25 protein-coding genes are annotated in these 26,007 nt (G+C 44.4%); 10 read left to right on the forward strand and 15 right to left on the reverse strand.

The genetic code is table 11. The annotated features are described in order from the left end of the window. Positions 1 to 402: 402 nt before the first annotated feature. Complete coding sequence (gene ampD, locus R7E00_RS14015; RefSeq protein WP_206970628.1) at positions 403 to 954, reverse strand: 1,6-anhydro-N-acetylmuramyl-L-alanine amidase AmpD; 552 nt, start codon at positions 952 to 954, stop codon at positions 403 to 405. A 92-nt stretch (positions 955 to 1,046) separates the two neighbouring features. Between ampD and nadC the strand changes: the two genes are divergently transcribed. From nadC to yacG, 8 genes are all read left to right on the forward strand, one after another. Then, on the forward strand, positions 1,047 to 1,934 hold the full coding sequence (nadC, locus tag R7E00_RS14020; protein WP_206970627.1) for a carboxylating nicotinate-nucleotide diphosphorylase: 888 nt from the start codon (positions 1,047 to 1,049) through the stop codon (positions 1,932 to 1,934). A gap of 262 nt (positions 1,935 to 2,196) precedes the next feature. Beyond that, on the forward strand, positions 2,197 to 2,634 hold the full coding sequence (locus tag R7E00_RS14025) for a pilin (protein WP_203346929.1): 438 nt from the start codon (positions 2,197 to 2,199) through the stop codon (positions 2,632 to 2,634). A gap of 11 nt (positions 2,635 to 2,645) precedes the next feature. Beyond that, a complete protein-coding gene (gene pilB, locus R7E00_RS14030) occupies positions 2,646 to 4,331 on the forward strand; it encodes a type IV-A pilus assembly ATPase PilB (protein WP_262606246.1) in 1,686 nt (561 codons plus the stop codon). A 23-nt stretch (positions 4,332 to 4,354) separates the two neighbouring features. Beyond that, positions 4,355 to 5,578, forward strand: coding sequence for a type II secretion system F family protein (locus R7E00_RS14035; protein WP_017635918.1), 1,224 nt, complete (start codon positions 4,355 to 4,357; stop codon positions 5,576 to 5,578). A gap of 64 nt (positions 5,579 to 5,642) precedes the next feature. After that, on the forward strand, positions 5,643 to 6,512 hold the full coding sequence (locus R7E00_RS14040; protein WP_025768182.1) for a prepilin peptidase: 870 nt from the start codon (positions 5,643 to 5,645) through the stop codon (positions 6,510 to 6,512). Then, entirely contained in the window at positions 6,513 to 7,127 is a 615-nt protein-coding gene (gene coaE, locus R7E00_RS14045; protein WP_262606247.1) for a dephospho-CoA kinase, read from the forward strand. A gap of 27 nt (positions 7,128 to 7,154) precedes the next feature. Beyond that, the gene (gene zapD, locus R7E00_RS14050) at positions 7,155 to 7,895 is read left to right on the forward strand and encodes a cell division protein ZapD (protein WP_005373086.1); all 741 of its coding nucleotides are present in this window, start codon (positions 7,155 to 7,157) and stop codon (positions 7,893 to 7,895) included. A 158-nt stretch (positions 7,896 to 8,053) separates the two neighbouring features. Beyond that, positions 8,054 to 8,248, forward strand: a complete 195-nt coding sequence (gene yacG / locus R7E00_RS14055; protein WP_017635922.1) for a DNA gyrase inhibitor YacG — start codon at positions 8,054 to 8,056, stop codon at positions 8,246 to 8,248. A 483-nt stretch (positions 8,249 to 8,731) separates the two neighbouring features. On the opposite strand, the gene rplS is transcribed toward yacG, so the two are convergent. The 5 genes from rplS to ffh all read right to left on the reverse strand — a co-directional run bounded on the left by rplS (position 8,732) and on the right by ffh (position 12,334). Beyond that, entirely contained in the window at positions 8,732 to 9,085 is a 354-nt protein-coding gene (gene rplS / locus R7E00_RS14060; RefSeq protein WP_005379971.1) for a 50S ribosomal protein L19, read from the reverse strand. Positions 9,086 to 9,126: 41 nt separating this feature from the next. Continuing rightward, positions 9,127 to 9,888 (reverse strand): tRNA (guanosine(37)-N1)-methyltransferase TrmD, encoded by a 762-nt coding sequence (gene trmD / locus R7E00_RS14065; protein ID WP_064354293.1) that lies wholly within the window; start codon positions 9,886 to 9,888, stop codon positions 9,127 to 9,129. 27 nt (positions 9,889 to 9,915) lie between these two features. Further along, a complete protein-coding gene (gene rimM / locus R7E00_RS14070) occupies positions 9,916 to 10,464 on the reverse strand; it encodes a ribosome maturation factor RimM (RefSeq protein WP_005379964.1) in 549 nt (182 codons plus the stop codon). Between the two features lie 29 nt (positions 10,465 to 10,493). Then, a complete protein-coding gene (gene rpsP, locus R7E00_RS14075; RefSeq protein WP_005379962.1) occupies positions 10,494 to 10,742 on the reverse strand; it encodes a 30S ribosomal protein S16 in 249 nt (82 codons plus the stop codon). A gap of 209 nt (positions 10,743 to 10,951) precedes the next feature. Beyond that, positions 10,952 to 12,334, reverse strand: coding sequence for a signal recognition particle protein (gene ffh, locus R7E00_RS14080; RefSeq protein ID WP_005385423.1), 1,383 nt, complete (start codon positions 12,332 to 12,334; stop codon positions 10,952 to 10,954). 224 nt (positions 12,335 to 12,558) lie between these two features. On the opposite strand from ffh, the gene R7E00_RS14085 reads away from it, so the two are divergent. Together R7E00_RS14085 and R7E00_RS14090 are read left to right on the forward strand one after the other, a co-directional pair. Next, positions 12,559 to 13,353 carry an inner membrane protein YpjD gene (locus tag R7E00_RS14085; protein WP_005379950.1) on the forward strand — a complete coding sequence of 265 codons (795 nt, stop codon included), beginning with the start codon at positions 12,559 to 12,561 and terminating at the stop codon, positions 13,351 to 13,353. Between the two features lie 124 nt (positions 13,354 to 13,477). After that, entirely contained in the window at positions 13,478 to 14,758 is a 1,281-nt protein-coding gene (locus R7E00_RS14090) for an HlyC/CorC family transporter (RefSeq protein ID WP_005379948.1), read from the forward strand. Between the two features lie 68 nt (positions 14,759 to 14,826). Here the strand turns inward: R7E00_RS14090 and luxS are convergent, their stop codons facing one another. The 9 genes from luxS to R7E00_RS14135 form a co-directional block, all read right to left on the reverse strand. Then, a complete protein-coding gene (luxS, locus tag R7E00_RS14095; protein ID WP_005379945.1) occupies positions 14,827 to 15,345 on the reverse strand; it encodes an S-ribosylhomocysteine lyase in 519 nt (172 codons plus the stop codon). A gap of 84 nt (positions 15,346 to 15,429) precedes the next feature. Continuing rightward, the gene (locus R7E00_RS14100) at positions 15,430 to 16,035 is read right to left on the reverse strand and encodes a hypothetical protein (RefSeq protein WP_005379943.1); all 606 of its coding nucleotides are present in this window, start codon (positions 16,033 to 16,035) and stop codon (positions 15,430 to 15,432) included. A 23-nt stretch (positions 16,036 to 16,058) separates the two neighbouring features. After that, the gene (gene gshA, locus R7E00_RS14105) at positions 16,059 to 17,627 is read right to left on the reverse strand and encodes a glutamate--cysteine ligase (RefSeq protein WP_005385430.1); all 1,569 of its coding nucleotides are present in this window, start codon (positions 17,625 to 17,627) and stop codon (positions 16,059 to 16,061) included. A gap of 156 nt (positions 17,628 to 17,783) precedes the next feature. Next, complete coding sequence (locus R7E00_RS14110) at positions 17,784 to 20,627, reverse strand: pitrilysin family protein (RefSeq protein WP_318124437.1); 2,844 nt, start codon at positions 20,625 to 20,627, stop codon at positions 17,784 to 17,786. A gap of 9 nt (positions 20,628 to 20,636) precedes the next feature. Then, a complete protein-coding gene (locus tag R7E00_RS14115; RefSeq protein ID WP_005379938.1) occupies positions 20,637 to 21,098 on the reverse strand; it encodes a YqaA family protein in 462 nt (153 codons plus the stop codon). Further along, positions 21,092 to 22,042, reverse strand: a complete 951-nt coding sequence (locus R7E00_RS14120; RefSeq protein WP_132936928.1) for an NADP-dependent oxidoreductase — start codon at positions 22,040 to 22,042, stop codon at positions 21,092 to 21,094. Before R7E00_RS14120 ends, R7E00_RS14115 begins: the two co-directional genes overlap by 7 nt. A 123-nt stretch (positions 22,043 to 22,165) precedes the next feature. Further along, on the reverse strand, positions 22,166 to 23,296 hold the full coding sequence (locus R7E00_RS14125) for a sodium ion-translocating decarboxylase subunit beta (protein WP_005379935.1): 1,131 nt from the start codon (positions 23,294 to 23,296) through the stop codon (positions 22,166 to 22,168). Between the two features lie 9 nt (positions 23,297 to 23,305). Then, positions 23,306 to 25,090 carry a sodium-extruding oxaloacetate decarboxylase subunit alpha gene (gene oadA / locus R7E00_RS14130; protein ID WP_149192423.1) on the reverse strand — a complete coding sequence of 595 codons (1,785 nt, stop codon included), beginning with the start codon at positions 25,088 to 25,090 and terminating at the stop codon, positions 23,306 to 23,308. A gap of 31 nt (positions 25,091 to 25,121) precedes the next feature. Beyond that, positions 25,122 to 25,379: an oxaloacetate decarboxylase subunit gamma gene (locus R7E00_RS14135; RefSeq protein WP_005379932.1), complete on the reverse strand. Its 258-nt coding sequence runs from the start codon at positions 25,377 to 25,379 to the stop codon at positions 25,122 to 25,124. Between the last annotated feature and the right edge of the window lie 628 nt (positions 25,380 to 26,007).

The following is a 26,007-nucleotide window of genomic DNA, read 5'->3' on the forward strand; positions in this document are numbered from 1 at the left end:
TTATTGTTCTTCTACTCTTGCAGGTAATTGGTAATACCAATTTTAAGTTGGTGCAGAAATTAACATAATTAAAACGCCACTGTCCAGCCGAAAATTGACCTAAATCATAGAACGAGCTTACTTCCAACACTCTGATAACAATCGACTGTTAAAACAGCAATAGAATTGGTATGACCAATTACATAAAGCATACAAATGGGAAGTCGACGTGCTAGCAGTTTTGGAAAAGAAATACAGAAAATGACAAAATTATCAGTCTATTTATTCACCAAAACGGCATGTGCGAGCGTAAAAATGTAGTTAACTTTTAACAATCATTAATATTTCTGGTATCAAAAAAAGGCATACCTGATCGTATGCCTTATTTATTTCGCTTTTTTGAATTTACACTTTCGCTACAAATCAACGCTGTATAAGCTGTCTGTATTTCACCCAATCAAAGCTTAGACCAGGATCGCTTTTTCTCAAGGGCGCAATATATTGATGACCGGTAATTCGTGGCGGGGTGATTTGAGGATAAGATTGCATAATCACCTCAGTGATCTCTGCAAGTGATTGATATTGCGCTTCTGTGTAGGCAGTAAATTCTGTCCCTTCAAGCTCGATACCAATGGAATAATCATTACAACGCTTCCTGCCCGCGAAACTGGATTGACCGGCATGCCATGCTCTATCGAGAAAAGAAACAAATTGAACAACCTCGCCGTTTCTTTTAATCAAGCAATGTGCAGAAACGCCCATTTTGTGAATAACTTCAAAAAATGGATGTGCATTTGGGTCTAGCTTGCCAGTGAAGAAGTCCTCAATATACGTTCCACCAAACTGCCCAGGAGGCAAACTGATGTTGTGTACCACCAGCAGAGAGATGTCGTTTGTATCAGAGCGAGCATCAAAAAATGGTGACGGAACATGCTTTGCCTGTGTCAGCCAGCCATTCTCGATAATTGGGCGCATATCAACCTCTCTACTTTGCAAATTAACTGCTGAAATTATTGACACCGGAGAGTATCATTCGTTGCCATCTCCCTTTCAAGACAAGATTTGCGATGAAGAACACACACAACATTCAAGAACGCCTAGAATACCTTAAACAACAACTCCCTTTAGAGATCACTCGCTCTGTCGCTGATACCTTAAAAGAAGATCTAGGTGGCAGTGTCGACGCAGATAACGACATTACTGCATCTTTGATCCCTGCCGATGCGGTTAATACCGCAACGATTATTACTCGTGAGCATGGTGTGTTCTGTGGTCAAGCATGGGCTGATGAAGTTTTTAAACAGCTCGGTGACAAGGTCAGTATTGAATGGCACGTAAAGGACGGCGATAAAGTCGAGCCTAACCAAACCCTTTGCACGCTGACAGGCCCTGCTCGTGACTTGTTGACTGGTGAACGTAACGCAATGAACTTCATCCAAACGCTGTCTGGCTGCGCAACAGTTACCGCAGAGTACGCTGAAAAAATCGCGCATACTGAGTGCCGTCTACTAGACACACGCAAAACCATTCCTGGTCTGCGTAGCGCACTAAAATACGCCGTGACCTGCGGTGGTGGCTTTAATCATCGCATCGGTGTGTTCGACGCTTACCTTATTAAAGAAAACCACATTATTGCTTGTGGTGGCATCACTCAAGCCATCCAAAAAGCGAAAGAGCTTAACCCAGGCAAACCGGTAGAAGTAGAAACGGAAAGCTTAGAAGAGTTGAAACAAGCGATAGAGGCTGGTGCCGACATCATCATGCTCGATAACTTCACAAAAGAAATGATGCGTGAAGCCGTAGCGATTAACGCAGGTCGTGCCGCTTTAGAGAACTCCGGCAACATTACGCTAGAGACCATCGCAGAATACGCAGAAACCGGTGTCGATTACATTTCGGTAGGCGCGTTGACTAAGCATCTAAAAGCGATGGATCTTTCGATGCGCTTCAAATAATAAAAGCAACACAATCTCAATTACTTCAACTAACTCAGTGAGTTGTGAGTAACTAATCATTTAAAAGGGCCAATTGGCCCTTTCTTTTTATCCACTAAAAAAATAGTACTACTCGCAAAACTCTGCATGCGATATGCAACTTTTCACCAAAGAGTTTTATCTCACTCGAGAGCCCATCCCTTCCCCATTTTCAACCCACCTTAACTCTCCATAATCTTTCGCCAATGCAAGAGCATTATTAATTTTTAGGAAAGGGTTAAAAATGAAAAACAGTAAACAGAAAAAACAACAGGGTTTTACTCTGATTGAGTTAATGATTGTGGTGGCGGTAATTGGTGTTTTAGCTGCAATTGCAGTTCCACAATACCAAAAATATGTAGCTAAAAGTGAGGCAGCGTCTGCACTAGCATCCATCACTGGGCATAGAATAAATGTTGAAACTTATGTTGTTGAAAATGGCTCATTTCCAACAGCAGCCCAGCTACCAGTTCCGACTTCTCCACTTGGTGTAATTAGCTATACAGCTTCAGCTTCAGGAGCAAGTACGTCGTCAGGTGCAATAAAATTCACATTTAATAGCACCGGTGTAAGTCCAGACGTTATCAGTAAAGACGTTACTCTAGGGCGTGATGGAACAGGTCAATGGAACTGTACCTCTGGCATTACTGCTACAGGTGTAAAGCCTAAAGCATGCTCGTAAGAAGTTAAGCAGTGCTAACTAACCTCTCCACGGTTCTTCGCCAAAAAGGGTTACTGACTTTTTCCCAAGAAGAATCGTTAATAGAGCAAGTCAAAGCTTCTGGCATTTCGATGCCAGAGGCTTTACTCAGTTCTGGATTATTTACATCAAGCGAACTCGCTGAGGACTTAAGTTCTCTCTTTGGTTTAAATCAGCCCGAGTTATCTCAGTACGAGTATGCTTCGCTTTGTCAGCAACTTGGCCTTAGGGAATTAATCACGCGGCATAACGCACTCCCACTCCAGCGTACGTCTTCAACGTTATTATTAGCGGTTGCCGACCCCACCAACCAACAAGCAGAAGATGATTTTCGCTTTGCCACTGGTTTACAGATTGAATTGGTGTTGGCGGATTTTCGTCAACTCAGCGCGGCAATTCGACGCTTATATGGTCGTTCATTGAGTCATGAGAAGTCCGGGGTAAAAGAGATCAACCAAGAAGAGTTAGCCAATCTGGTTGATGTGGGCGCAGATGAAATCGACAACATTGAAGACTTGAGCCAAGATGAGTCTCCTGTTAGCCGTTACATCAACCAAATTCTGTTGGACGCTGTGCGCAAAGGCGCATCCGATATCCACTTTGAGCCTTATGAAAAGATGTACCGTGTGCGCCTACGCTGTGATGGCATCTTAATTGAAACACAGCAGCCACCAAGCCACTTAAGTCGCCGCTTATCCGCTCGTATCAAAATCCTCTCTAAACTTGATATTGCAGAGCGACGTTTACCACAAGATGGGCGTATTAAGCTCAAGTTGAATCAAGACACCGCAATTGATATGCGTGTATCCACGCTACCGACTCTATTCGGAGAGAAAATTGTACTACGACTGCTCGACAGCAGCTCTGCGTCATTGGATATCGACAAGCTTGGTTATAGCGAACAACAAAAACAATTGTACTTGGATGCGCTGCGTCGCCCACAAGGCATGATTCTGATGACAGGCCCAACCGGGAGCGGAAAAACCGTTTCTCTGTACACTGGGCTGAGTATCCTCAATAAGCCAGAAATCAACATTTCCACGGCAGAAGACCCAGTAGAAATTAACTTATCGGGCATTAACCAAGTTCAAGTTCAGCCTAAGATTGGTTTTGGTTTTGCCGAAGCCCTGCGCTCTTTCTTACGTCAAGACCCGGATGTGGTAATGGTCGGTGAGATTCGTGACTTAGACACTGCGGAAATCGCCATAAAAGCATCGCAAACCGGTCACTTAGTACTTTCAACCTTGCATACCAATTCTGCAGCTGAAACGGTGATTCGTTTATCAAACATGGGCGTAGAAAGCTTTAACTTGGCCTCCTCTCTTAGTTTGATTATTGCCCAGCGCTTAGCCCGTAAACTGTGCTCGGTCTGCAAGCAACCACAAGAGCTTACCGTTCAGTTGCAACATCTCGGTATTCAAGCAAGCGACAACATTTTTAAAGCCAATCCCGATGGATGCAATGAGTGTACCCATGGTTATTCCGGCCGAACGGGGATTTATGAAGTGATGCGCTTTGATGAATTTCTTTCCGAAGCGCTTATTAAAGGCGCCTCTGTACATGAACTAGAAAAACTCGCCATCGCAAATGGTATGAGCACGTTACAAATGTCGGGCATAGAAAAACTCAAACAAGGGATCACAAGTTTTAGTGAACTACAGCGCGTACTTTATTTTTAATCCTTTAATCAGCAGTCACATCCATGAAAAGCACTACACCACAACTTAAAAACTTCCGCTGGAAAGGCATCAACAGTTCAGGCAAAAAGACATCTGGGCAAACCCTCGCGATGACAGAAATTGAAGTACGCGAGCGTCTAGACGCACAGCACATCAAGATCAAGAAGTTAAAGAAAAGCAGTATCTCGTTTCTCACTAAACTCAGCCATCGCGTGAAAGGCAGAGACATCACGGTGTTTACCCGTCAGATTTCGACGATGTTGATAACCGGTGTGCCCTTGGTTCAGGCTTTAAAATTGGTATCAGAGAATCACAAAAAAGCAGAGATGAAATCCATTTTGATGAGCGTGACACGCGCCGTTGAAGCAGGGACGCCCATGTCAAAAGCCATGCGCACTGCAAGTGAACACTTTGACCCACTCTATACCGATCTTATCGCCACAGGTGAGCAATCCGGTAACTTAGCAGAAGTGTTCGAGCGCTTAGCCACCTACCGAGAAAAAAATGAACAACTCCGTGCGAAAGTGATCAAAGCACTGATCTACCCAGCCATGGTAGTGCTAGTAGCGTTAGGCGTGTCGTTTATCATGCTCACCAAAGTCATTCCCGAGTTTGAAAAAATGTTTGTTGGTTTTGGTGCTGACTTACCGTGGTTTACCAGGCAAGTATTAGATCTTTCCGCCTGGACACAAAACTGGAGTCCGTTTATCGCACTAGGCTCCATTAGTTTATTCATTTCGGCGAGAATCCTCTCTAAGCGTTCAGATTCTTTTCGCTTAATGCTCAACCGCTCTGTGCTTAAATTTCCTGTCCTGGGCCCTGTATTATCAAAAGCCGCTATCGCCAAATTTAGTCGAACACTCGCCACAAGCTTTACAGCGGGTATTCCAATTCTAACCAGTTTAAAAACCACATCAAAAACCTCAGGAAACTTACACTATCAACTCGCCATAGAAGAAGTTTACCGTGATACCGCCGCAGGTATGCCAATGTATGTTGCCATGCGTAACTGTAATGTGTTCCCTGAATTAGTGTTACAAATGGTCATGATCGGTGAAGAGTCTGGTCGACTTGACGATATGCTCAATAAAGTTGCAACGATCTACGAGTTTGAAGTCGACAACACCGTCGACAACCTTAGTAAAATTCTAGAGCCGCTAATTATCGTATTTTTAGGTATCGTTGTTGGCGGATTAGTGACAGCAATGTACTTGCCAATCTTTAACTTAATGAGTGTATTGGGCTAGAATGAGCTGTTAACTCCTTTAAAACAGCATCTTGCTGATTTCACTCATCGCTCAAGAGACAAATATGGAAGTATTCCAGTACTACCCTTGGCTATTCGTTGTGTTTGCCACCATCTTCGGTCTGATCGTGGGTAGCTTCCTCAATGTGGTTATTTATCGACTACCTAAAATCATGGAACTAGAATGGCGACGCGAATGTGCCGAGTCATTTCCTGAATACAAAATAGAACCTCCTAAAGAAGTGCTGACCTTGAGCGTCCCACGCTCCTCCTGCCAGAAATGCGCAACACCGATACGTATTCGCGACAACATTCCTGTGATTAGCTGGCTGCTTTTAAAAGGCAAATGTCACAACTGTCAGACAACCATTAGCACACGCTATCCACTGATTGAACTGCTCACTGCATTCTGCTCAGGCTTTGTCGCTTACCACTTTGGTTTTAGTTACTTTACCGTTGCCCTACTCTTTTTCACTTTTATCTTAATCGCTGCAACATTTATCGATCTCGATACTATGTTGTTACCTGACCAATTAACATTACCATTAACTTGGGCTGGCATTGCCTTAGCATTAGTCGAAATAAGTCCTGTTACTCTACAAGATTCTGTCATTGGTGCTATTGCTGGTTACCTATGTCTCTGGTCCGTTTACTGGGGCTTTAAGCTACTTACTGGTAAAGAAGGAATGGGATATGGTGATTTTAAACTACTAGCAGCACTAGGGGCTTGGCTAGGTTGGCAGTCACTGCCGATGATCATTCTACTTTCTTCTGTGGTTGGCATCGTATTTGGCATCATTCAACTACGCTTGCAAAAGCAGGGAATTGAAAAAGCTTTCCCTTTCGGTCCTTACTTAGCAATTGCTGGTTGGATAAGCTTAATTTGGGGCGAGCAGATTTTAAACTGGTACTTTACTTCAGTTCTAGGAGTGTAAATGGCTTTGGTTATTGGTTTAACAGGTGGTATCGCTAGTGGAAAAACAACCGTCGCGAATCTGTTCAAACAACAATTTAAAATCGATATCGTCGATGCCGACATTGTAGCAAGAGAAGTTGTCGAGCCAGGTACTCCCGGCCTAAACGCGATTATTGAACACTTTGGTCACGATATCGTTCGTGAAGACCAAACTTTAGATCGCGCAAAGCTGAGAGAAAAAATCTTTTCGAATTCAGATGAAAAAGCATGGCTCAACGCACTGTTGCACCCGATAATTCGTGAAAAGATGATCGAAGATTTGCAGCAAGTCACTTCAGAGTATGCGTTACTTGTGGTGCCGTTGCTCGTAGAAAACAAGCTAGATAGTTTGTGTGATCGCGTTCTTGTCGTCGATGTAGAACCGAATACACAGATATCTCGCACGATGAAACGAGACAATGTGAGTGAAGATCAAGTTTGCGCCATCCTTGCCTCTCAAGCATCAAGAGAGCAAAGGCTCGCGCTTGCAGACGATGTGGTTAAGAATAATCCAAGTGACCCTGATCTTTTGCTTCAAATCACAGATTTGCACGAAAAGTACCTAGCCATGTGTAAGAAAAATCTGCGAAAATAGGAACGAAACTCACAAAGGCTTATGTCGATGACCACGCACAAATTTGAACATCCGTTAAATGAGAAAACTCGTATTTATCTAAGAGTGGAGTCTCTGCTGCGTCAGGCTCACTTGGCCTCTGGGTTTAGCGAAAATCATCAGTATCAACTGTTTTTCCGTGCGTTATTCGATATGGTTGAGATCTTCGAACAAATCCAACTGAAAAGTGAACTGGCTAAAGATCTTGAGAAGCAGCGGCTGTCGTACCGCCATTGGCTCAATGTTGATGGTGTCGATCAAGACGCATTAAATACCCTACTACAAGAGATAGATGTCGTTCATAGCCAACTAATGGGTGCTGAACGTTTTGGCCAAGCATTAAAAGAAGATCGCTTCCTAAGCTCTATCCGTCAACGCTTTAATCTACCGGGTGGTTCATGCTGTTTTGATCTGCCAGCATTACACTACTGGCTTCATCTACCTATTGAACGTAAAAAGCGTGATGCACAACAGTGGCAAGCAAGCTTAAAGCCCTTATCTGATGCGCTTTCGTTATGGTTAAAGCTCACTAGAGAGACCGGACATTTCAAAGCTCAAATCGGTCGTGCAGGTTTCTTCCAAAGTGACGCTGATGAAGCCAACATTCTAAGACTTCACATCCCAATGGAATATGGCGTGTATCCTATGATTTCAGGCCATAAAAACCGCTTTGCGATCAAGTTCATGTCGTTTGAAAACGGTCAAGCGTGCACACAAGATATTGAATTTGAACTTGCTGTGTGCAGCTAAGACGACACTACGCCTCGCCTCCATAATCTAAAATTCAACGCTTTATTGCGCTTATATTTGATAAAATTTCGTAGCAGCAATAGCGCGTTGAATAAGCCATCTTTAATTCGTTTAGGTATACTACCCTTTAACACCAATTAGTAATGGGACGCTCAACTATGTCTAAAGTTACCATCGTTCAATGTCCACAATGTGGCGCCGACGTAGAATGGGGAGAACAAAGTCCTCATCGCCCTTTCTGCAGTAAACAATGCCAAATGATTGATTTTGGTGAATGGGCAGATGAAGAAAACACCATCCCAGGCGCACCCGATATGTCCGATAGTGATGGCTGGTCTGAAGACCAGTATTAAATTGAGACCTAGGGTAAAGGAATACCCTAGGTTCCTTCTTGGGGAATCTGAATCACGCTCCTTCGTCGCTGTCCAGAATGACGAATTTGAACCTCGGTGCTATATAATCTTTGACCATCATTTTCCGTCATTCCGAGGAGCCATAGCGACATCAGGAATCTACTCACAGTAAGGATGAAGCTAACAACTTAAACACTTGCATGCTCGACTAGTAGATTCTGAATCACGCTCCTTCGTCGCTGTCCAGAATGACGAATTTTAACCACGGTACTCTGTAATCTTTGACCATCATTTCCTGTCATTCCGAGGAGCCATAGCGACATCAGGAGTCTATTCATAACAAGACAGAGGCGTGGAGTGTACGTCAGTGCATGAGCATCGACAGTGCAGGTCGGGCGAAAAGAAACGAGCAAGCTAATTACACAAATAAAAAAACGGAGCCCTAAAAGGACTCCGTTTAAGATGAGAACGCTAGTTATAGCATTACTTCTTAGCAAGTTTCTCTTTGATACGAGCAGACTTACCAGAACGCTCACGTAGGTAGTACAACTTGGCACGACGTACTGCACCACGGCGTTTAACTTCGATGCTATCAACGATTGGAGAGTGTGTTTGGAACGTACGCTCAACACCTTCACCGTTAGAGATCTTACGTACAGTGAAAGCAGAGTGTAGACCACGGTTACGGATTGCGATTACAACGCCTTCGAAAGCCTGTAGACGCTCACGGTCACCTTCTTTTACCTTAACTTGAACTACAACAGTGTCACCTGGTGCAAATTTAGGTAGGTCTGATTTCATTTGCTCTTCTTCAAGAGCTTTGATGATGTTACTCATTTTTTAAATTCCTAGAATAAACTGATACTAAATAAATTAGGTTACTTTGCGTTATGTTCTTTAATGGCTTTATGCTCATTAACAAACTCAGCAAGTAATTGTTCCTGTTCGTCAGTCAGAGCTAGGTTTTCCAGGAGCTCTGGTCTTCTTAGCCAAGTACGGCCCAACGACTGCTTGAGTCGCCATTGACGAATGTCCTTGTGATTGCCTGACATCAGTACAGCTGGTACCTCTTTGTCATCCAATACTTCTGGACGCGTATAGTGAGGGCAATCTAACAAGCCATTTGCAAAAGAGTCTTCTTCTGCTGACGCGAAATCCCCTAGTACACCCGGAACAAACCGAGAGACAGAGTCGATTAACGTCATGGCTGGTATCTCACCACCCGTCATCACAAAATCACCAATCGACCATTCTTCGTCGACTTCAGATTGAATGATGCGCTCATCTACCCCTTCATAACGACCACAAATCAGAAGCAAGTTCTCATTCGTTGCCAGTTCTTCCACTCCTTTCTGGTCGAGCTTGCGACCTTGAGGAGAAAGGTAGATGACTTTCGTCTTGCCCGGTGATGTTGCTTTCGCGGTATGAATGGCATCGCGCAAAGGCTGAACCATCATTAACATACCAGGGCCACCACCGTAAGGTCGGTCATCGACTGTGCGATGTTTGTCGTGAGTGAAATCTCTAGGATTCCAAGTCTCAATCGACAAAAGACCTTTTTTAACCGCTTGACCTGTTACTCCAAAATCAGTAACAGAACGGAACATTTCTGGAAAAAGGCTAATAACGCCAACCCACATGTTTATCTCGCTCTGTAATTTTGGAGATTAGAATCCAGGATCCCAGTCAACTTCGATCCGTTGAGCTTCGCGATCAACATTAATGATCACTTGCTCTTCAAGGAACGGGATTAATCGTTCCTTCTGCCCGAAAGCATCTTTAAGATTTGCTTTAACAACCAGAACATCGTTTGAGCCAGTTTCTAGCATGTCAGTAACGACACCTAGATCGTAACCTTTAGTGGTTACAACTTGCATCCCAAACAATTCGCGCCAGTAGAACTCATCTTCTGACAATTCAGGAAGTACCGCAGGGTCAATAGCAATTTCAAAGTTCGTCATTAGATGCGCGTCTTCACGAACATCCATGCCTTCCAGCTTAGCCACCATACCTTTGTTATGACGCTTCCAGCTTTCTACTTTGTACTCAACCCACTTGCCCTTTTGGTTAATGTACCAAGGGCTGTAATCGAAAATGCTTTCAGCATTGTCTGTGTAGGAAAAAACCTTAAGCCAACCACGAATGCCGTAAGTAGCACCAAACTTGCCTACAACAATCTTTTCGTTGCTCATTGTTTCTTTACCTTTCATCGACATAAACTAGTTTCTACTTTTCAAGTAAAAAATTAAGCCGCTTTTTGAGCGTCTTTAACTAGCTTAGCAACACGGTCAGATACTGACGCGCCTTGACCAACCCAGTGGTTAACGCGGTCTAGGTCTAGACGTAGACCTTCTTCTTGACCTTTAGCAGTTGGGTTGAAGAAACCAACTTTCTCGATGAAACGGCCAGTTGCAGCGTTGCGGCTGTCCGCTACTACGATTTGATAAAATGGACGCTTTTTAGCGCCGTGACGTGCCAAACGAATGGTTACCATGTCGTCCTCTTTGCTTTCTCAAAAATAAAATTAACCCCAAAAACCATTCAAGAAATTAAACAGTTTGGGGTCTCGTGCCAAAATAAAGCTCCGGAATTTTACTCTTCTCCCGGAGCAATGCAAGGAGTTTAGTTACTTTTTCACCAACATAAATTGAATTTAAAGTTTGTGACGTACCTAACACCCTGAATCTATGCGTGATCGATTAATTAACGACCAAATGGGTTGAAGCCACCGCCACCACCCATGCCGCCCATCATGCCTTGCATGTTGCGCATCATGCCTTTCATGCCACCTTTTTGCATCTTTTTCATCATTTTCTGCATTTGGGTGAACTGTTTTAGTAAGCGGTTTACATCTTGAACCTGCACACCAGAACCAGCCGCGATACGCTTCTTGCGCGAGCCCTTGATAATTTCTGGGCGTTGACGTTCTTTCATTGTCATGGAGCTGATGATCGCTTCCATCTGTTTGAACATCTTGTCATCGACTTTATCTTTCACATTGTCTGGTAGCTGGGACATTCCTGGAAGCTTATCCATCATCCCCATCATGCCGCCCATGTTTTGCATCTGGCCTAGCTGTTCACGGAAATCTTCAAGGTCGAAACCTTTCTTCTCTTTGAACTTCTTCGCTAACTTTTCTGCCTTTTCTTGGTCAACGTTGCGTTGTAGGTCTTCAATCAAAGACAGAACGTCACCCATGCCAAGAATACGTGAAGCAACTCGATCTGGGTGGAACGGTTCTAGCGCGTCAGTTTTTTCACCGACACCCAAGAATTTGATTGGTTTGCCCGTGACATGGCGTACTGAAAGTGCCGCACCACCACGAGCATCACCATCAACCTTAGTTAGAACTACACCGGTAAGAGGTAGCGCATCGCCAAAGGCTTTTGCTGTATTTGCTGCATCTTGACCCGTCATGGCGTCAACAACAAATAGCGTTTCTACTGGGTTGATAGCTGCGTGAAGATCTTTGATCTCCCCCATCATCTCTTCATCAATTGCCAAACGACCTGCGGTATCGACAATCAATACGTCGTAGAATTTTTTCTTCGCATGGTCAATCGCTGCATTGGCGATATCAATAGGCTTTTGGTCTGGTGATGATGGGAAGAAGTCAACACCGATGTCTGATGCCAGTGTTTCAAGCTGCTTGATTGCCGCAGGACGGTAAACGTCGGCAGACACAACCAAAACTTTCTTCTTGTCACGTTCTTTTAGAAGCTTAGATAACTTACCTACCGATGTGGTTTTACCCGCACCTTGTAGACCAGCCATAAGAAGCACAGCAGGTGGTTGAGCAGCAAGGTTTAGCGCCTCATTCGACTCACCCATTACGGCTTCAAGTTCTGTTTGAACGATCTTGATAAATTCCTGACCTGGAGTCAGAGATTTAGAAACTTCTACGCCCACCGCTTTTTCTTTAACGCGGTTCACAAATTCACGAACGACCGGAAGCGCAACGTCAGCTTCAAGTAGAGCCATTCGGACTTCACGTAGGGTTTCTTTAATGTTGTCTTCGGTCAGACGACCTTTACCACTGATATTTTTCAGCGTTTTGGATAATCGATCCGTTAAATTCTCAAACATCTTTGTCTCTTCGCTAAAATGGCGATTAATTAGTGTGAGTATACATTAGCCAAGGTCTGAGTCATACCCGTACCGCTGTCCTATTCTTGTCTCTATTTATATATGGTGCGGTAACTTATTAATTTCAATATCTCATCTCTCACGATTGATGTCGGATATAACGTAGCCCCAAAGTGTAATGCAAGGTATAATTTCTCCATCGTGCACAATAATATTTAGGATTCATGGATAGCTTAATAGCCATCGCGGCCGCCATACTTTATGTCTTGGCGATTGCGACCATCATACCCGGACTCTCACAACAGTCAGGAATCAAAGCAAAAACAGTGTTTGCTAGTGCTGCCTGTGCGCTTGTTTTTCATGCGTGGATTTTGAGTGATCTGATCTTTGATGGTTCAGGTCAAAACCTGAGTATTCTCAACGTGGCTTCTTTGATCAGTTTTATTATTTCTCTGGTCATGAGCCTTGCTATGTTGAAAAACCGACTGTGGTTTTTATTGCCTGTCGTTTATAGCTTTGCTGCCATCAATTTATCTGCAGCCACATTTTTGCCAAGCACGTTTATAAAGCACCTAGAGAATGACCCTAAGCTACTCATTCATATTTCATTTGCGCTCTTCTCATACGCGACTTTAACTATCGGGGCACTCTATGCGCTTCAGTTGGCTTGGCTGGATCACAAACTGAAAGCAAAAAAATCTTTGGCGATTAACCCAAACCTGCCGCCTCTATTAATGGTGGAGCGTCAACTCTTCAAAATTATTTTGATCGGTAACTTATTGTTAACTGCCACGCTCATTACTGGCTTTGTCTTTGTGCAGGATATGTTTGCCCAAGGTAAGGCACATAAGGGCATTCTTTCTTTCATCGCTTGGGTGGTGTACTCAATACTGCTTTGGGGTCACTATCAAAAAGGCTGGCGTGGTAGAAAAGTCACATGGTTCGCTGTTGCAGGAGCAACACTGTTAACTCTGGCATATTTTGGCAGTCGCTTTGTAAAAGAAATCATCTTGAATTAAGGAGCTCTAGGGCTCCTATCCTTTATATTTTAGGCTAGATAAAATACAGTACGCCTTAACTCTTTGACTTAACGGACTTACTCAACCGTTATATAACCCAATACTTACAAGGAACAGCAACGTTTTGGACGACATCTCTACGGGTATCTTGTTTGCGCTACTCGCGTGTCTTATCGTCATATCAGGTTACTTTTCCGGTTCAGAAACAGGGATGATGTCTCTGAATCGTTATCGCTTAAAACACTTAGCCAAAAACGGGCATAAGGGTGCTAAGCGAGTCGAAAGACTATTAGACCGTCCAGATCGTTTGATTGGTCTTATTCTTATCGGCAACAACCTCGTTAATATTCTCGCGTCTGCTATCGCGACCATTATTGGTATGCGTTTGTATGGTGATTTAGGTGTCGCTATCGCAACCGGTGCACTAACTATGGTTGTATTGGTTTTTGCCGAGGTTACCCCTAAAACAATTGCAGCGCTTTACCCTGAACGTGTGTCCTACGCGAGCAGTATATTATTGACCATACTGATGAAGTTACTGTCGCCTTTAGTGATGCTTGTTAACTTTATTACGAATGGCTTTATCCGCTTACTTGGCGTAAGAGCGGATCACTCAGCAGAAGATCATCTTAGCTCCGATGAGCTGCGTACGGTGGTAAATGAAGCTGGCGGTTTGATCCCTCGCCGACACCAAGACATGCTAGTGTCTATTTTGGATCTTGAGCACGTCACCGTGAACGACATTATGGTCCCACGCAATGAAATTACTGGTATCGATATTAACGACGACTGGAAATCCATTGTTCGTCAGCTAACCCACTCACCACATGGGCGCATAGTTTTCTATCGTGACCAAATTGATGAAGTGGTTGGTATGCTGCGCTTGCGCGAGGCTTATCGTCTGATGTTGGAAAAGAACGAATTCAACAAAGAAACGCTATTACGTGCTGCTGATGAGGTCTATTACATCCCAGAAGGCACACCATTGAACGTGCAAATGTTGAAATTCCAACGCAACAAGCAACGTATCGGTCTGATCGTGGATGAGTACGGTGATATCATCGGTCTAATCACTCTTGAAGATATTCTGGAAGAGATCATTGGTGAGTTCACGACGTCAATTTCTCCAAGCCTCTCTGATGAGATCAGTCCTCAAGGTGACGGAAGCTTCCTTATTGAAGGCAGCACCAATATCCGAGATATCAACAAAGGCCTGAAGTGGGATTTACCAACGGATGGTCCGAGAACGCTAAACGGGCTCATTTTAGAACACTTGGAAGATATTCCTGAGAGCCATCTAAGTGTGAGAGTAGCGGGTCACCCAATGGAACTTGTTGAGATTGAAGAGAACCGAATCAAGCTCGTTCGTGTTTATCCGAAGAAGAAAAAATCGACATCCAAATAACCAAAAGAAAAGCCTGACTCATGTCAGGCTTTTTTACTTATTGGGGCAATATGCTTCTTAATGAGCACCTAGTCGATGCGCAACTCTTTTAACATCGACTCAGGCAAAGCAAGTTCATCATTTTTGTTCACCGAAACACCAGCATCCAAAATGTTCTTTGCGATCTGTTGTGCTTCTTTTAAAGAGTGCATTGCTGCCGTGCCGCATTGGTATTCGTTAAGTTCAGGGATCTTATTCTGACTTTCTACCTTCAGCACATCTTCCATTGCTGCAATCCAAGCATCTGCGACTTGCTGCTCTGATGGTGTGCCAATCAGGCTCATGTAAAAACCTGTGCGGCAACCCATAGGCGAAATATCGATGATCTCAACAGAATCATCGTTTAGGTGATTACGCATAAAGCCTGCATAAAGGTGCTCTAGGGTGTGAATACCTTTTTCAGAAAGAATGTCTTTGTTTGGCGCAGTAAAGCGTAAGTCGAAAACAGTAATCGTATCCCCTTTTGGGGTCTGCATGGTTTTCGCCACTCGTACAGCGGGTGCATTCATACGAGTGTGGTCCACGGTAAAACTATCGAGTAAAGGCATTACATCTCTCCTGATTGTAACTCCAGTACCTTTCGGTAATGGATAAATGTCATTCATCCCTACAGCACATGAACTGACTGTGGGCTAAAAGAACCAGCTGCTGTTGTCTTCTAATTCCTGACGACATTGCTTCAGCTGCCAGCCATAAGTTTTCGCTGTTTGTTCAACACGTCGAGCGACTTTGATTAAACTAGGCTTTCGATTATAAGTACCTCGCTTATACCCACCTCGCCCTTCATGATAAGCCAGATACTGGTTATAGGGATCCCATAATGAAATCCCTAGCTGACGCCGTGTTTCATGAGTATACCAACCGACAAACATCATAGAATCATCGAAGTTGGTACGAGAGCCACCCTGACCTGTGGCATCTTGGAAGTCTTCCCAAGCAGGGTCTTGAGCTTGAGCGTAACCATACGCACTGCTGACTCGTCCCCAAGGAATAAACCCTAGCAAATAATCTTTAGGTGGTTTTGCATCGTGCCGAAAGCTGCTTTCTTGTTTAATGATGGCCATAGCGACATGAATAGGGGTCCCCCATTCATCTTCCATATCTTTGGCATCATCGTACCAACCGGATTTCTCTCGGAATATCTCGCATAAGTTATTCTGCTGCTTTGGCGGTGCCGTAGCACAACCTGCAAGTAACACGCTTCCAAGTACCGCTACTACTGACGACTTAATGTTCAACCGCACCAATCCTTAGTTAGTCATTACTGCTTCAGGTAAGCAAAGTAATCTTCCAAAAAATCATCAAAAGAAAGCGTGTCACTCTGCTCTGCTTGCTTTTGTTTTTCCACGGACGACGCTACTTCCGTTTCCATCGTATCTTGTGAGTAGTACTGATAACCGTGAGCTAGGTTTTCATCACGGTACTTCATACCAAGAGTACAACCAACTTTACCTAGCCCACCCAGCTCTTTCGTTAGCTCTAATAGTTGACCAGAGATCGTTAGTTCTGGGTTATCAATCCATGTCTCGAGTTGATTACACACATCTTGGTATGCACTGCCACCAGCGGTCATATCCATTTGCTGTGCTATTTGACGTAACTCGACGAAAACTCGGTGTGCCCAATCTTGTAGAGATAGACGTTCACCTTGACAACCAATTTGCAGCATTAGACCTTTTTCACGGCCAGAAACAATGACTTTATTCCAGTTATCGCGCCAACACTCTAATTCACAGTTATCCATAGGGTCTGAGTCTGACAAGGCCGCCCAGGTAAGGAAGAGATCCAAGAATCGTACTTGCTCTTCATTTAAGCCCACTGCGCTGAATGGGTTAACATCTAGAGAACGAACTTCAATGTATTCGACACCACCGCGTCGTAACGCATCTGAAGGCTTCTCACCACTTTTCGATACACGTTTTGGACGAATCGGAGCGTACAGTTCATTCTCAATTTGTAAGATATTGGAATTAAGCTGGCGGTATTCACCATCCACTTTTACCCCAATTTTCGCAAACTCTTCTGATGGGTGGCGAATCGCATCACTCAAACCATCGAGGTATTGGTCAATGCTGTTAAAACCAATTTTCAGCACACTTTGAGCACTATTGGTATAGCCAAGATCGCTCAAACGCAAAGACGTCGACTTCGGCAAATATAATGTCCCGCCAATCTTCTCGAATGGCAGATCGGTTTCACGACCTTGAATAAAAGAGCCACATAACGCTGGTGATGCACCAAAGAAGTAGGGAATCATCCAGCCAAAGCGGTAGTAATTACGGATCAACGCAAAGTACGCATCAGACTTAGCATCTTGGCGGGCTTGTTCATCTTGCTCGCCATAGAGCGCATCCCAAAATGTTTCAGGAAACGAGAAGTTAAAATGGACACCTGAAATAATTTGCATCAGGCTGCCATAGCGACGCTTTAGGCCTTCTCGGTACAGCGTTTTCATTTTCGCTGCATTCGAAGAGCCATACTGGGCTAACTGAATATCATCCTCTGAGCCTACGTAGCAAGGCATTGATAGTGGCCACATTTTCTCTTCACCCATTTTGGTTTGAGTGAAATGATGGATATCTTTCAGCTGTGCCATCAGTTCTGGAATTTCATGTGACACAGGCGTAATGAACTCTAACAATGATTCCGAAAAATCCGTTGTGATCCATTGATTTGTGAACGCAGAGCCTAACCCTTCAGGATGAGGAGTTGTAGCTAGATGTCCATCCTGACGATAGCGCAAAGTTTCTCGCTCAACACCGCGTCCAAACTGCTTAAATACTTCGGGGTTTGATGCAACTTTTTTTAGTCGCGCAGCAAAATCAGTCAAAATGAGGTTCGCTTATATTGGGAGCAGGACACTTGTTACATAACACAAGTGTAAGCTAAGTTATTGATAGTTAATGCATCTAGATAAATAACCCACGAAAAGTTGCTTATCTAGATGAATAGCGGAGAAACGTTTCTCCGCTATTAAATGTGTACTCTATCGAATGATTTCAAGCTCTTCTACGTCTTTCCCCAACTTTTCTAATTGAGGACGCAACGATTTAGCATCACCAACGACGATAATTTGATAGTCATTTGGATCAAACCATTTCTGAGCCAGCGTATTCAACGTCTGCTTATCGACTTTTTCTACGATAGCGTTTCTTTGCTGCAAGTAATCATGATCGAGGTTGTACTTAAGAATATCACTGATGAGCTCCGCTTTTTGTGTTGGTGTTTCATATTTCAGTGCATCTTTTTGACCGACCGCTTGACGCATAAATTTCATCTCTTCATCAGTAATACCTGACTGCGAGTATTCATTTAGCTCATTTTCCATCTCAATGATCGAAGCAACCGTTGCATCCGCTCGTACTTGCGCGGTGAAAACCACCGAGCCTGTTTCTGGATTCCCAGAGAAATATCCGTAAGCACCGTATGTGTAACCCTTGTCTTCACGTAGATTTTGGTTAATGCGGCTATTGAAGTTCCCAGCTAAGTTGAAGTTTGCCAGTTGGCTTAGGTAAAAATCGCCCGTTGCGTCGTAAGGCATACCTTTACGAACCATCATGACCACACTTTGCGGCGCTCCTGGTTTATCAACAAGATGGAGCTTTTGCTCACCTAATGCAGCAATGCTTTGCGGTGCATACAATGGCGCAGCTTCATCTTGCCAGTTTTTCCAGAACGTCAGTTGCTGCTCAATTTCCTGTTTATTGATGTCACCAACAACGACGATTTGCGCACTTTGTGGCGTGTAATGCTTCGAGTAGAATTCACGGACATCATCCAACGTTAATGCACTGACACCTGCTTGCGTGCCGTCTTTTGGTCGAGCAAAAACCGAATCCCCATAGAGCACCTGGCGACTCGCTTGTGACGCCATCCAACTTGGATTTTGGTGCTCATATACCAGGCCTTCTAGCGCTTGCATTTTTACACGCTCGAAATCATCTTGATTAAATGCAGGAGACAGCAACATCTCTTCGACAATTTTTAACGTCGGCTCTAAGTTCTTTTCTAGAGCAGAAACACTGATGTTTGTTGTATAACCTGTGGCATTAACAGAGATAACACTACCCAGTTTATCAAGCTCAGCTTGAATCTCTTCGACACTGCGTTTCGTTGTACCTTCTTGCAACATCGCAGCGGTCAATTGGGCAAGACCTTCTTTACCCTTTTCAACAAAACGTGTCCCTGCAGGTAGACTAAATTGCATCATCACCGTCGGCGTTTCATCGCTAACTGCACCAAGCAGCTCTGAGCCATTCTTGAAATGTAACTCGTACAGCTCTGGCATCGTCGCTTTCACTGGTTCTCCTACTGGCGGTTGCACTGAGCGATCGAAGTTATCGGTCGCACGACGATACGCCAATTGGTCATCGGAAATCTTCTCATATTCTGGCAGCGTACGCTTTGGCGTCACAAAGGTCGCAGGTTTTACGACAAGGTCTGTTTTTCCTTTTGGGACCACGCTTAGGGTCACTTTGTTCTTACCTTGAATAAAGTCCGTATACGCTTTTTCTACCGAAGTCGGCGTAACTGCACGGATTTGTTCAAGCTGTTGCTCAAGACGATCAGGATCGCCGAAAAATGTCTCGTTGGAAGCCAACTGAGTCACTTTACCTTTAACGCTTTCTAGCGCAAAAATAGCATCCGCTTCCGCTTTACCCTTCAACTGCTCAAGGCGATCTTCTGTCACGCCTTTTTCCGCAAACTGATTCAGTGATTGTAAAAGCTCGTCGTACAGTTTTGATAGGTCGCCTTTGTCTCCAGAATCACCCATTGCGTAAACGTAAAAGTTACACGCCAGTTCAGCACAATCATGGAATGAACCAGCATCGACCGCTTTTTGAGTCTTCACTAGGTCTTGATAGAGCACGCTGTTGGTACCGCCACCCAATACTTCCGATAATGTATCGAGAGACGCTTGGCTTTCTTCGCCGTTGTAGGTTGTTGGCCACGCGATCATCACCATAGGTTGTTGAATACGATCTTCTAGAGTGATGTATTTATCTTCTTGCAGTTTTGCAGGTTGTTTCGGCGCATTTTCAACCTCAGGACCACGAGGAATCGAACCGAAGTACTTATTTACCCACTCTAGAGTTTGTTCAACGTCTAAGTCACCACCGATCGTGATAGTCGCATTGTTTGGGCCATACCAACGCAAGAAAAACGCTTTGAGGTCGTTCACATCAACACGATCAAGATCTTCAACATAACCAATGGTTTGCCACGAATACGGATGACCTTCAGGATATAGCGCTTCGGACATGCGCTCCCAAATTAAGCCATAAGGACGATTATCGTAACGCTGAGCTCGCTCATTTTTTACAGTAGAACGCTGAATTTCAAATTTGCGTTGAGAAACCGCATCCAGCAAAAAACCCATACGGTCAGACTCTAACCACAGCATTTTCTCGAGCTGGTTAGCAGGGACAGTTTCAAAGTAGTTAGTACGATCGCGGTTTGTTGTACCATTTAACGTGCCGCCAGCCTCTGTGATGATTCTGAAGTGCTCTTGGTCACCAACGTTCTCTGAACCTTGGAACATCATGTGCTCAAAAAAATGCGCAAAACCAGACTTACCCACTTCTTCACGAGCTGAACCAACATGGTAAGTCACATCCACATGGACCAATGGGTCAGAATCTTCAGGAGCTAAGATCACCGTTAAACCATTATCGAGTTTATACTTTTGGTATGGAATCTTAACTTTGCCTTCTTCAGCTTTCGATGACTCAACGAAAGTTACCCCTTTCGGCAGTGATGAAACTGGCGTATTTGATGCACAGCCCGTGATCACCAACAGTGAACACGCGCCAACCCAAAACATCTTCATGTACTTTCCTTAAAATAATCCGAGATAGATGGCCGCAAGTAAGCTATACCTAGCAGCCTTTCCTAAAAATATTAAAATCACGCAAGGCAGAAACTTCATTCTTAGCCACCCTGCGGCTAAACACAGCGGGTCTCCTATTACAGGTAACCAGCTAAAAAACAACCCCCAATAGCCATACTTAGAGAGCCACTTTAATGCGGTATGACCGTGCTTTTCCTCTTGTGCTTTGTTGGGAATCCACAAGCCAAGCCAATAATTTGTTAAGCCACCAAGCGTATTACCGATAGTAGCGACCATAACAATTGAAGAAACGGAGTATTGATTTAATGAGAGAGTGGCAACTAAGCCCGCCTCAGAACCACCCGGCAACAACGTGGCACTGAGAAAACCGGTCATGAAAAGCACCCATAATGCTGAATCTGAAAACCAAAGCGCTAAACTTTCAAAACTCGTGTTAAATGCTTCTAGCATGTCATATCAAGCAACACCTTGCCTCTGGTTCTTCCTGATTCGACCTGCTGGTGAGCACCAATAACATCACTCATAGGATAAACCTGTTGAATTTCAGTCTTCAGTAAGCCAACGCCCACCATGTACAACAAGGTATCTAACTGCGCAGGGTCTGGTTCAACCAACATGCCACTAGCCTCAAAGCCTAGGAGTTTGGCTTTTTCACAAATCAGCTCAGCAGTTATGGTTGGAACGGTGATGACTCTCGCATTGTCTTTCAGGCATTTAAGCGCATCTAACGCAGCATCTCCGCCTACTAAATCAATCAAAACATCAACATCTTCAACACGTTCTGACACTGGTGCAAATTGATAGTTCACTGCATGAGCACCGAGCGTCGCAAGGTAATCTAAATTTCGTTCACTGCAGGTTGTAAAGACTTCCGCTTTCGTCGCGATCGCAATTTGTACCGCGAGGTGTCCAACACCACCGGCACCAGCGAGGATAAGTACGCGATCGTTTTCATTCACATTAGCCTTACTGAGAGCTTGTGCCGCAGTTTGTCCCGCCAACGGTAATGCAGCAGCTGCCTCCAAAGTGACAGAGCTAGGAACATGACTTAACTCAGTTTCTGGAACACATATGTATTGACTGTAACCACCGCCTCGAACTGGGAAACCAATAAATCCAGCCACCTCATCACCTTCATTAAAACGTGATACCCTCTCTCCACAAGACATCACTTTTCCTGAGATGTCGTAACCTGGCACCCAAGGTAAATTATCCTTATTCTGCGCTGCCGCCCAACCGAGCCCAGCTCGAGTTTTGACATCAATAGGATTTACGCCTGAAAAAGCGACTTTTACTAAGACTTCACCAGGCTGTGGTGATGGTGTAGAAGCATGTTGAATCGCGAGTACGTTGGCATCACCAAACTCAGTGATAACGATCTGTTTGTGTTCCATAAACCATTCCCTGCAAGAAAACAAAAAGGGATGCGAAAGCATCCCTTTGACTATAAACCATTTTGTTAACCTAAGTTAATCGTGATTTTGTAAATTGGTTGATCATTCCATTTTCAATAATGTCTAACCAACAAGTGCTAACAATATACCAGCCGCAACGGCTGAACCCAGCACACCAGCAACGTTTGGTCCCATCGCATGCATTAACAAAAAGTTTTGCGGGTTAGCTTGTAAACCAACTTTGTTTACGACTCGCGCGGCCATTGGTACCGCAGAAACGCCAGCCGCACCAATAAGTGGGTTGATGTCTTCTTTCGAGAACTTGTTAAGCAGTTTCGCCATCAGGACGCCCGCACCAGTACCGATACTAAATGCAACTGCGCCTAACCCCAAGATACCTAACGTTTCTAGGTTCAAGAACTGCTCAGCTTGCAGCTTAGAACCAACACCAAGACCTAAAAAGATAGTCACTATGTTGATCAATTCATTTTGAGCAGTTTTCGATAAACGATCGACCACACCAGCTTCACGCATCAAGTTACCCAAACAGAACATACCAACCAATGGCGTAGCTGAAGGTAAGAACAGAATCGTCATCAGTAATACAGCAAGCGGGAAGATGACTTTCTCCCATTTACCAACATGACGAAGCTGAGCCATCTTGATTTGACGCTCTTCCTTGGTTGTCAGTGCTTTCATGATTGGTGGCTGGATGATCGGCACCAATGCCATATAGCTGTATGCCGCGACTGCAATCGCACCTAGCAGATCTGGAGAGAGCTTACTCGCTAAGAAAATCGCTGTTGGCCCATCAGCACCACCGATGATCGCGATAGACGATGCATCCGCCATGGAAAACTCCATGCCAGGTACATAGTTGAGTAAAATAGCGCCAAACAGTGTTGCAAAAATACCAAACTGCGCAGCCGCACCTAACCACAACGTTTTTGGGTTTGCGATCAAAGCACCAAAGTCGGTCATCGCGCCCACACCCATGAAGATCAATAGCGGGAACACACCCGATTCAATCCCAATGTAGTAAACGTAGTAGAGCAAGCCACCAGGCTCAGTAAAGCCAGCATTTGGAATATTCGCCAAAATAGCACCGAAACCAATCGGCAATAACAGTAAAGGTTCAAATCCTTTTTTAATTGCCAAAAACAGCAAGGTACAACCAACCAGCATCATACAGATTTGGCCGAACTCGAAGTTAGCGATCCCTGTTTCTGCCCAAAGGGTTAACAATCCGTCCATGATACTCCCTTACGCCAGGCTCAACAGAGGCGCACCTACTGTGACAGCATCGCCTTCTTTAACGTTCAGCTCTTGAACCACACCACCACGCGCCGCTCGTACTTCAGTTTCCATTTTCATCGCTTCAAGGATGAGCAATACATCGCCTTCAGCTACCTCAGCACCAGGTTGAACATTCACTTTGAAGATGTTACCTGCAAGAGGAGCAGGTACCGCTTCTGCTGAAGCATTAGAAGGTGCGCTAGGTGTAGCCGATTTTGCCGGTGCATTAGAAGGAGCAACAGATGTCAGTTCACCTTGAGGGCCAACTTCCACCTCATACACCTGCCCGTCAACACGTACACTATAAGTTTCTACACCACCAGTTGCTGGTTGAGCTACAGGTACAGCAGGCTTCGCAGCTTCTAGCGTTGGTGCAGGCTCAAATGCTTCTGGGTTTTCACGATTCTTAAGGAACTTAAGCCCAACTTGAGGGAAAAGTGCATAAGTGAGTACGTCATCAACACGCTCACTTGCTAGCTTAATGCCTTCTGATTTCGCTTTCTCCATCAGATCAACCGTAAGCGTCTCCATTTCAGGCTCAAGTAAATCGGCAGGACGACAGGTAATTGGCTCTTTACCATCAAGCACTTTCGCTTGCAGTTCTGCATTTAACTCGGCTGGCGCTTGACCGTACTCACCTTTCAATAGGCCAGCGGTTTCCTTGGTAATACTCTTGTAGCGCTCGCCAGTAAGAACGTTAATCACCGCTTGCGTACCGACGATCTGTGAAGTTGGAGTCACCAATGGAATGAAACCAAGATCTTCACGTACACGAGGGATCTCTTCTAATACTTCATCAATGCGATCCGCAGCACCCTGCTCTTTCAACTGGCCTTCCATATTGGTCAGCATACCACCAGGCACTTGAGCAATCAGGATGCGTGAATCGACTCCTTTTAACTGGCCTTCCCACTTCGCATACTTCTTACGTACCTCACGGAAATATGCGGCGATAGATTCCAGTTGCTCGAGTTTCAAATTGGTATCTCGCTCGGTGCCTTCTAGCATAGCGACTACCGTTTCAGTCGGTGTATGACCGTAAGTACAACTCATTGAAGAAATCGCAGTATCGAGAATATCAATACCGGCTTCTACTGCTTTTACCGCTGTTGCTGTAGACAGCCCCGTTGTTGCATGACAATGAAGTGCCAATGGCACATCACAAGACGCTTTGATACGCGTGATAAGCTCTTCCGCTTCATAAGGCTTAAGTAAGCCAGACATATCTTTAATACACAGCGAGTGACAACCTAAATCCTCTAGGCGTTTTGCCAAGTCAACCCAAGTGTCTGCGTTATGCACTGGGCTCGTAGTGTAAGACAACGTACCTTGAGCATGCGCACCAACATCAACCGTTGCTTTAACGGCTTTCTGGAAGTTTCGCACGTCATTCATTGCATCAAAAATACGGAATACATCCATGCCGTTAGCATGCGCGCGTTCAACAAACTTCTCTACTACGTCGTCGGCATAATGGCGGTATCCTAAAAGGTTTTGACCACGCAGTAGCATTTGCATTGGTGTATTAGGCATCGCTTTTTTTAGTTCACGTAAACGCTCCCAAGGGTCTTCTCCTAAGAATCGAATACAAGAATCAAATGTTGCACCGCCCCAAGTCTCTAGAGACCAGTAACCAACCTTATCCAACTCAGCTGCGATAGGCAGCATATCCTCAATACGCATACGCGTAGCAAATAGTGATTGATGGGCATCACGAAGGACCACATCAGTAATAGCTAGTGGTTTAGACATGCTCTTAAACTCCTTTTTAATCCTAGTTCGGCTACTTCGCGAATGAGGCGCGATGTTTATGAATCGCAGCCGAGATCGCCGCCACTACTTGTGGACTAACAGCTGAAGAGGTTGATTGAATATTAGTGTTTGTTTTTGGTGCTGCGATCGGCTCTGGTACTTCTTCTGGTACCAATTTCGACATTAACCGAACGAGATAAACAAGAATAGTGAGGAAAATAAATACGACCGCCATCCCCGTTAGCATCAGGGTGGCCGCATCTACTAGCAGGCTTCCTATATTAGTCATGTTGCTTCCTTTCTTTGTCATCCTGACAACGTGCAGGACTTTAATAGTGTCAAATCCCGACCCATGGATTATCTCGATTGGTTAAATTTTGTCAATTTTGTTTAAGGAAGGTTTGTAGTAATCCTGATAAATGATTATTTATTCACTACCCAGATCACAGTTCATGACAAAATAATCACTTCAAATCGCTATCACCTTACGAACAGAGTAAAGGAGGACATAAATAAAAACTGCGATTTAGATTTCAAAATCAAATCGGGACTCACGCAGTAAAAACCAACAAAAACAAAAAGATGAACAAGATTAACAATAAACAAACAAATAACAAACAAAGTGACTACATGAGAGTGATTGAAATGAAAAATGGAAGTCAGTGTATAGGAGGGATAATCAGGATGATTTCACACGATGCGACAGAAGCTTGATAGCAAATTGCTTAGATACGCACATATTCGCTTTTAAAAAAGAGGAACATAGGCTCTAGTGATCCTACGCCATATTTCAGATGTCTAGATACAAAAAAGCCTCGCAATTGCGAGGCTGTTTCAATGAGTGGCGCGTCCTGGAGGATTCGAACCTCCGACCGCCTGGTTCGTAGCCAGGTACTCTATCCAGCTGAGCTAAGGAC

The sequence above is a fragment of the Vibrio sp. Vb1755 genome, assembly GCF_033338635.1.
GTDB lineage: Bacteria > Pseudomonadota > Gammaproteobacteria > Enterobacterales > Vibrionaceae > Vibrio > Vibrio alginolyticus.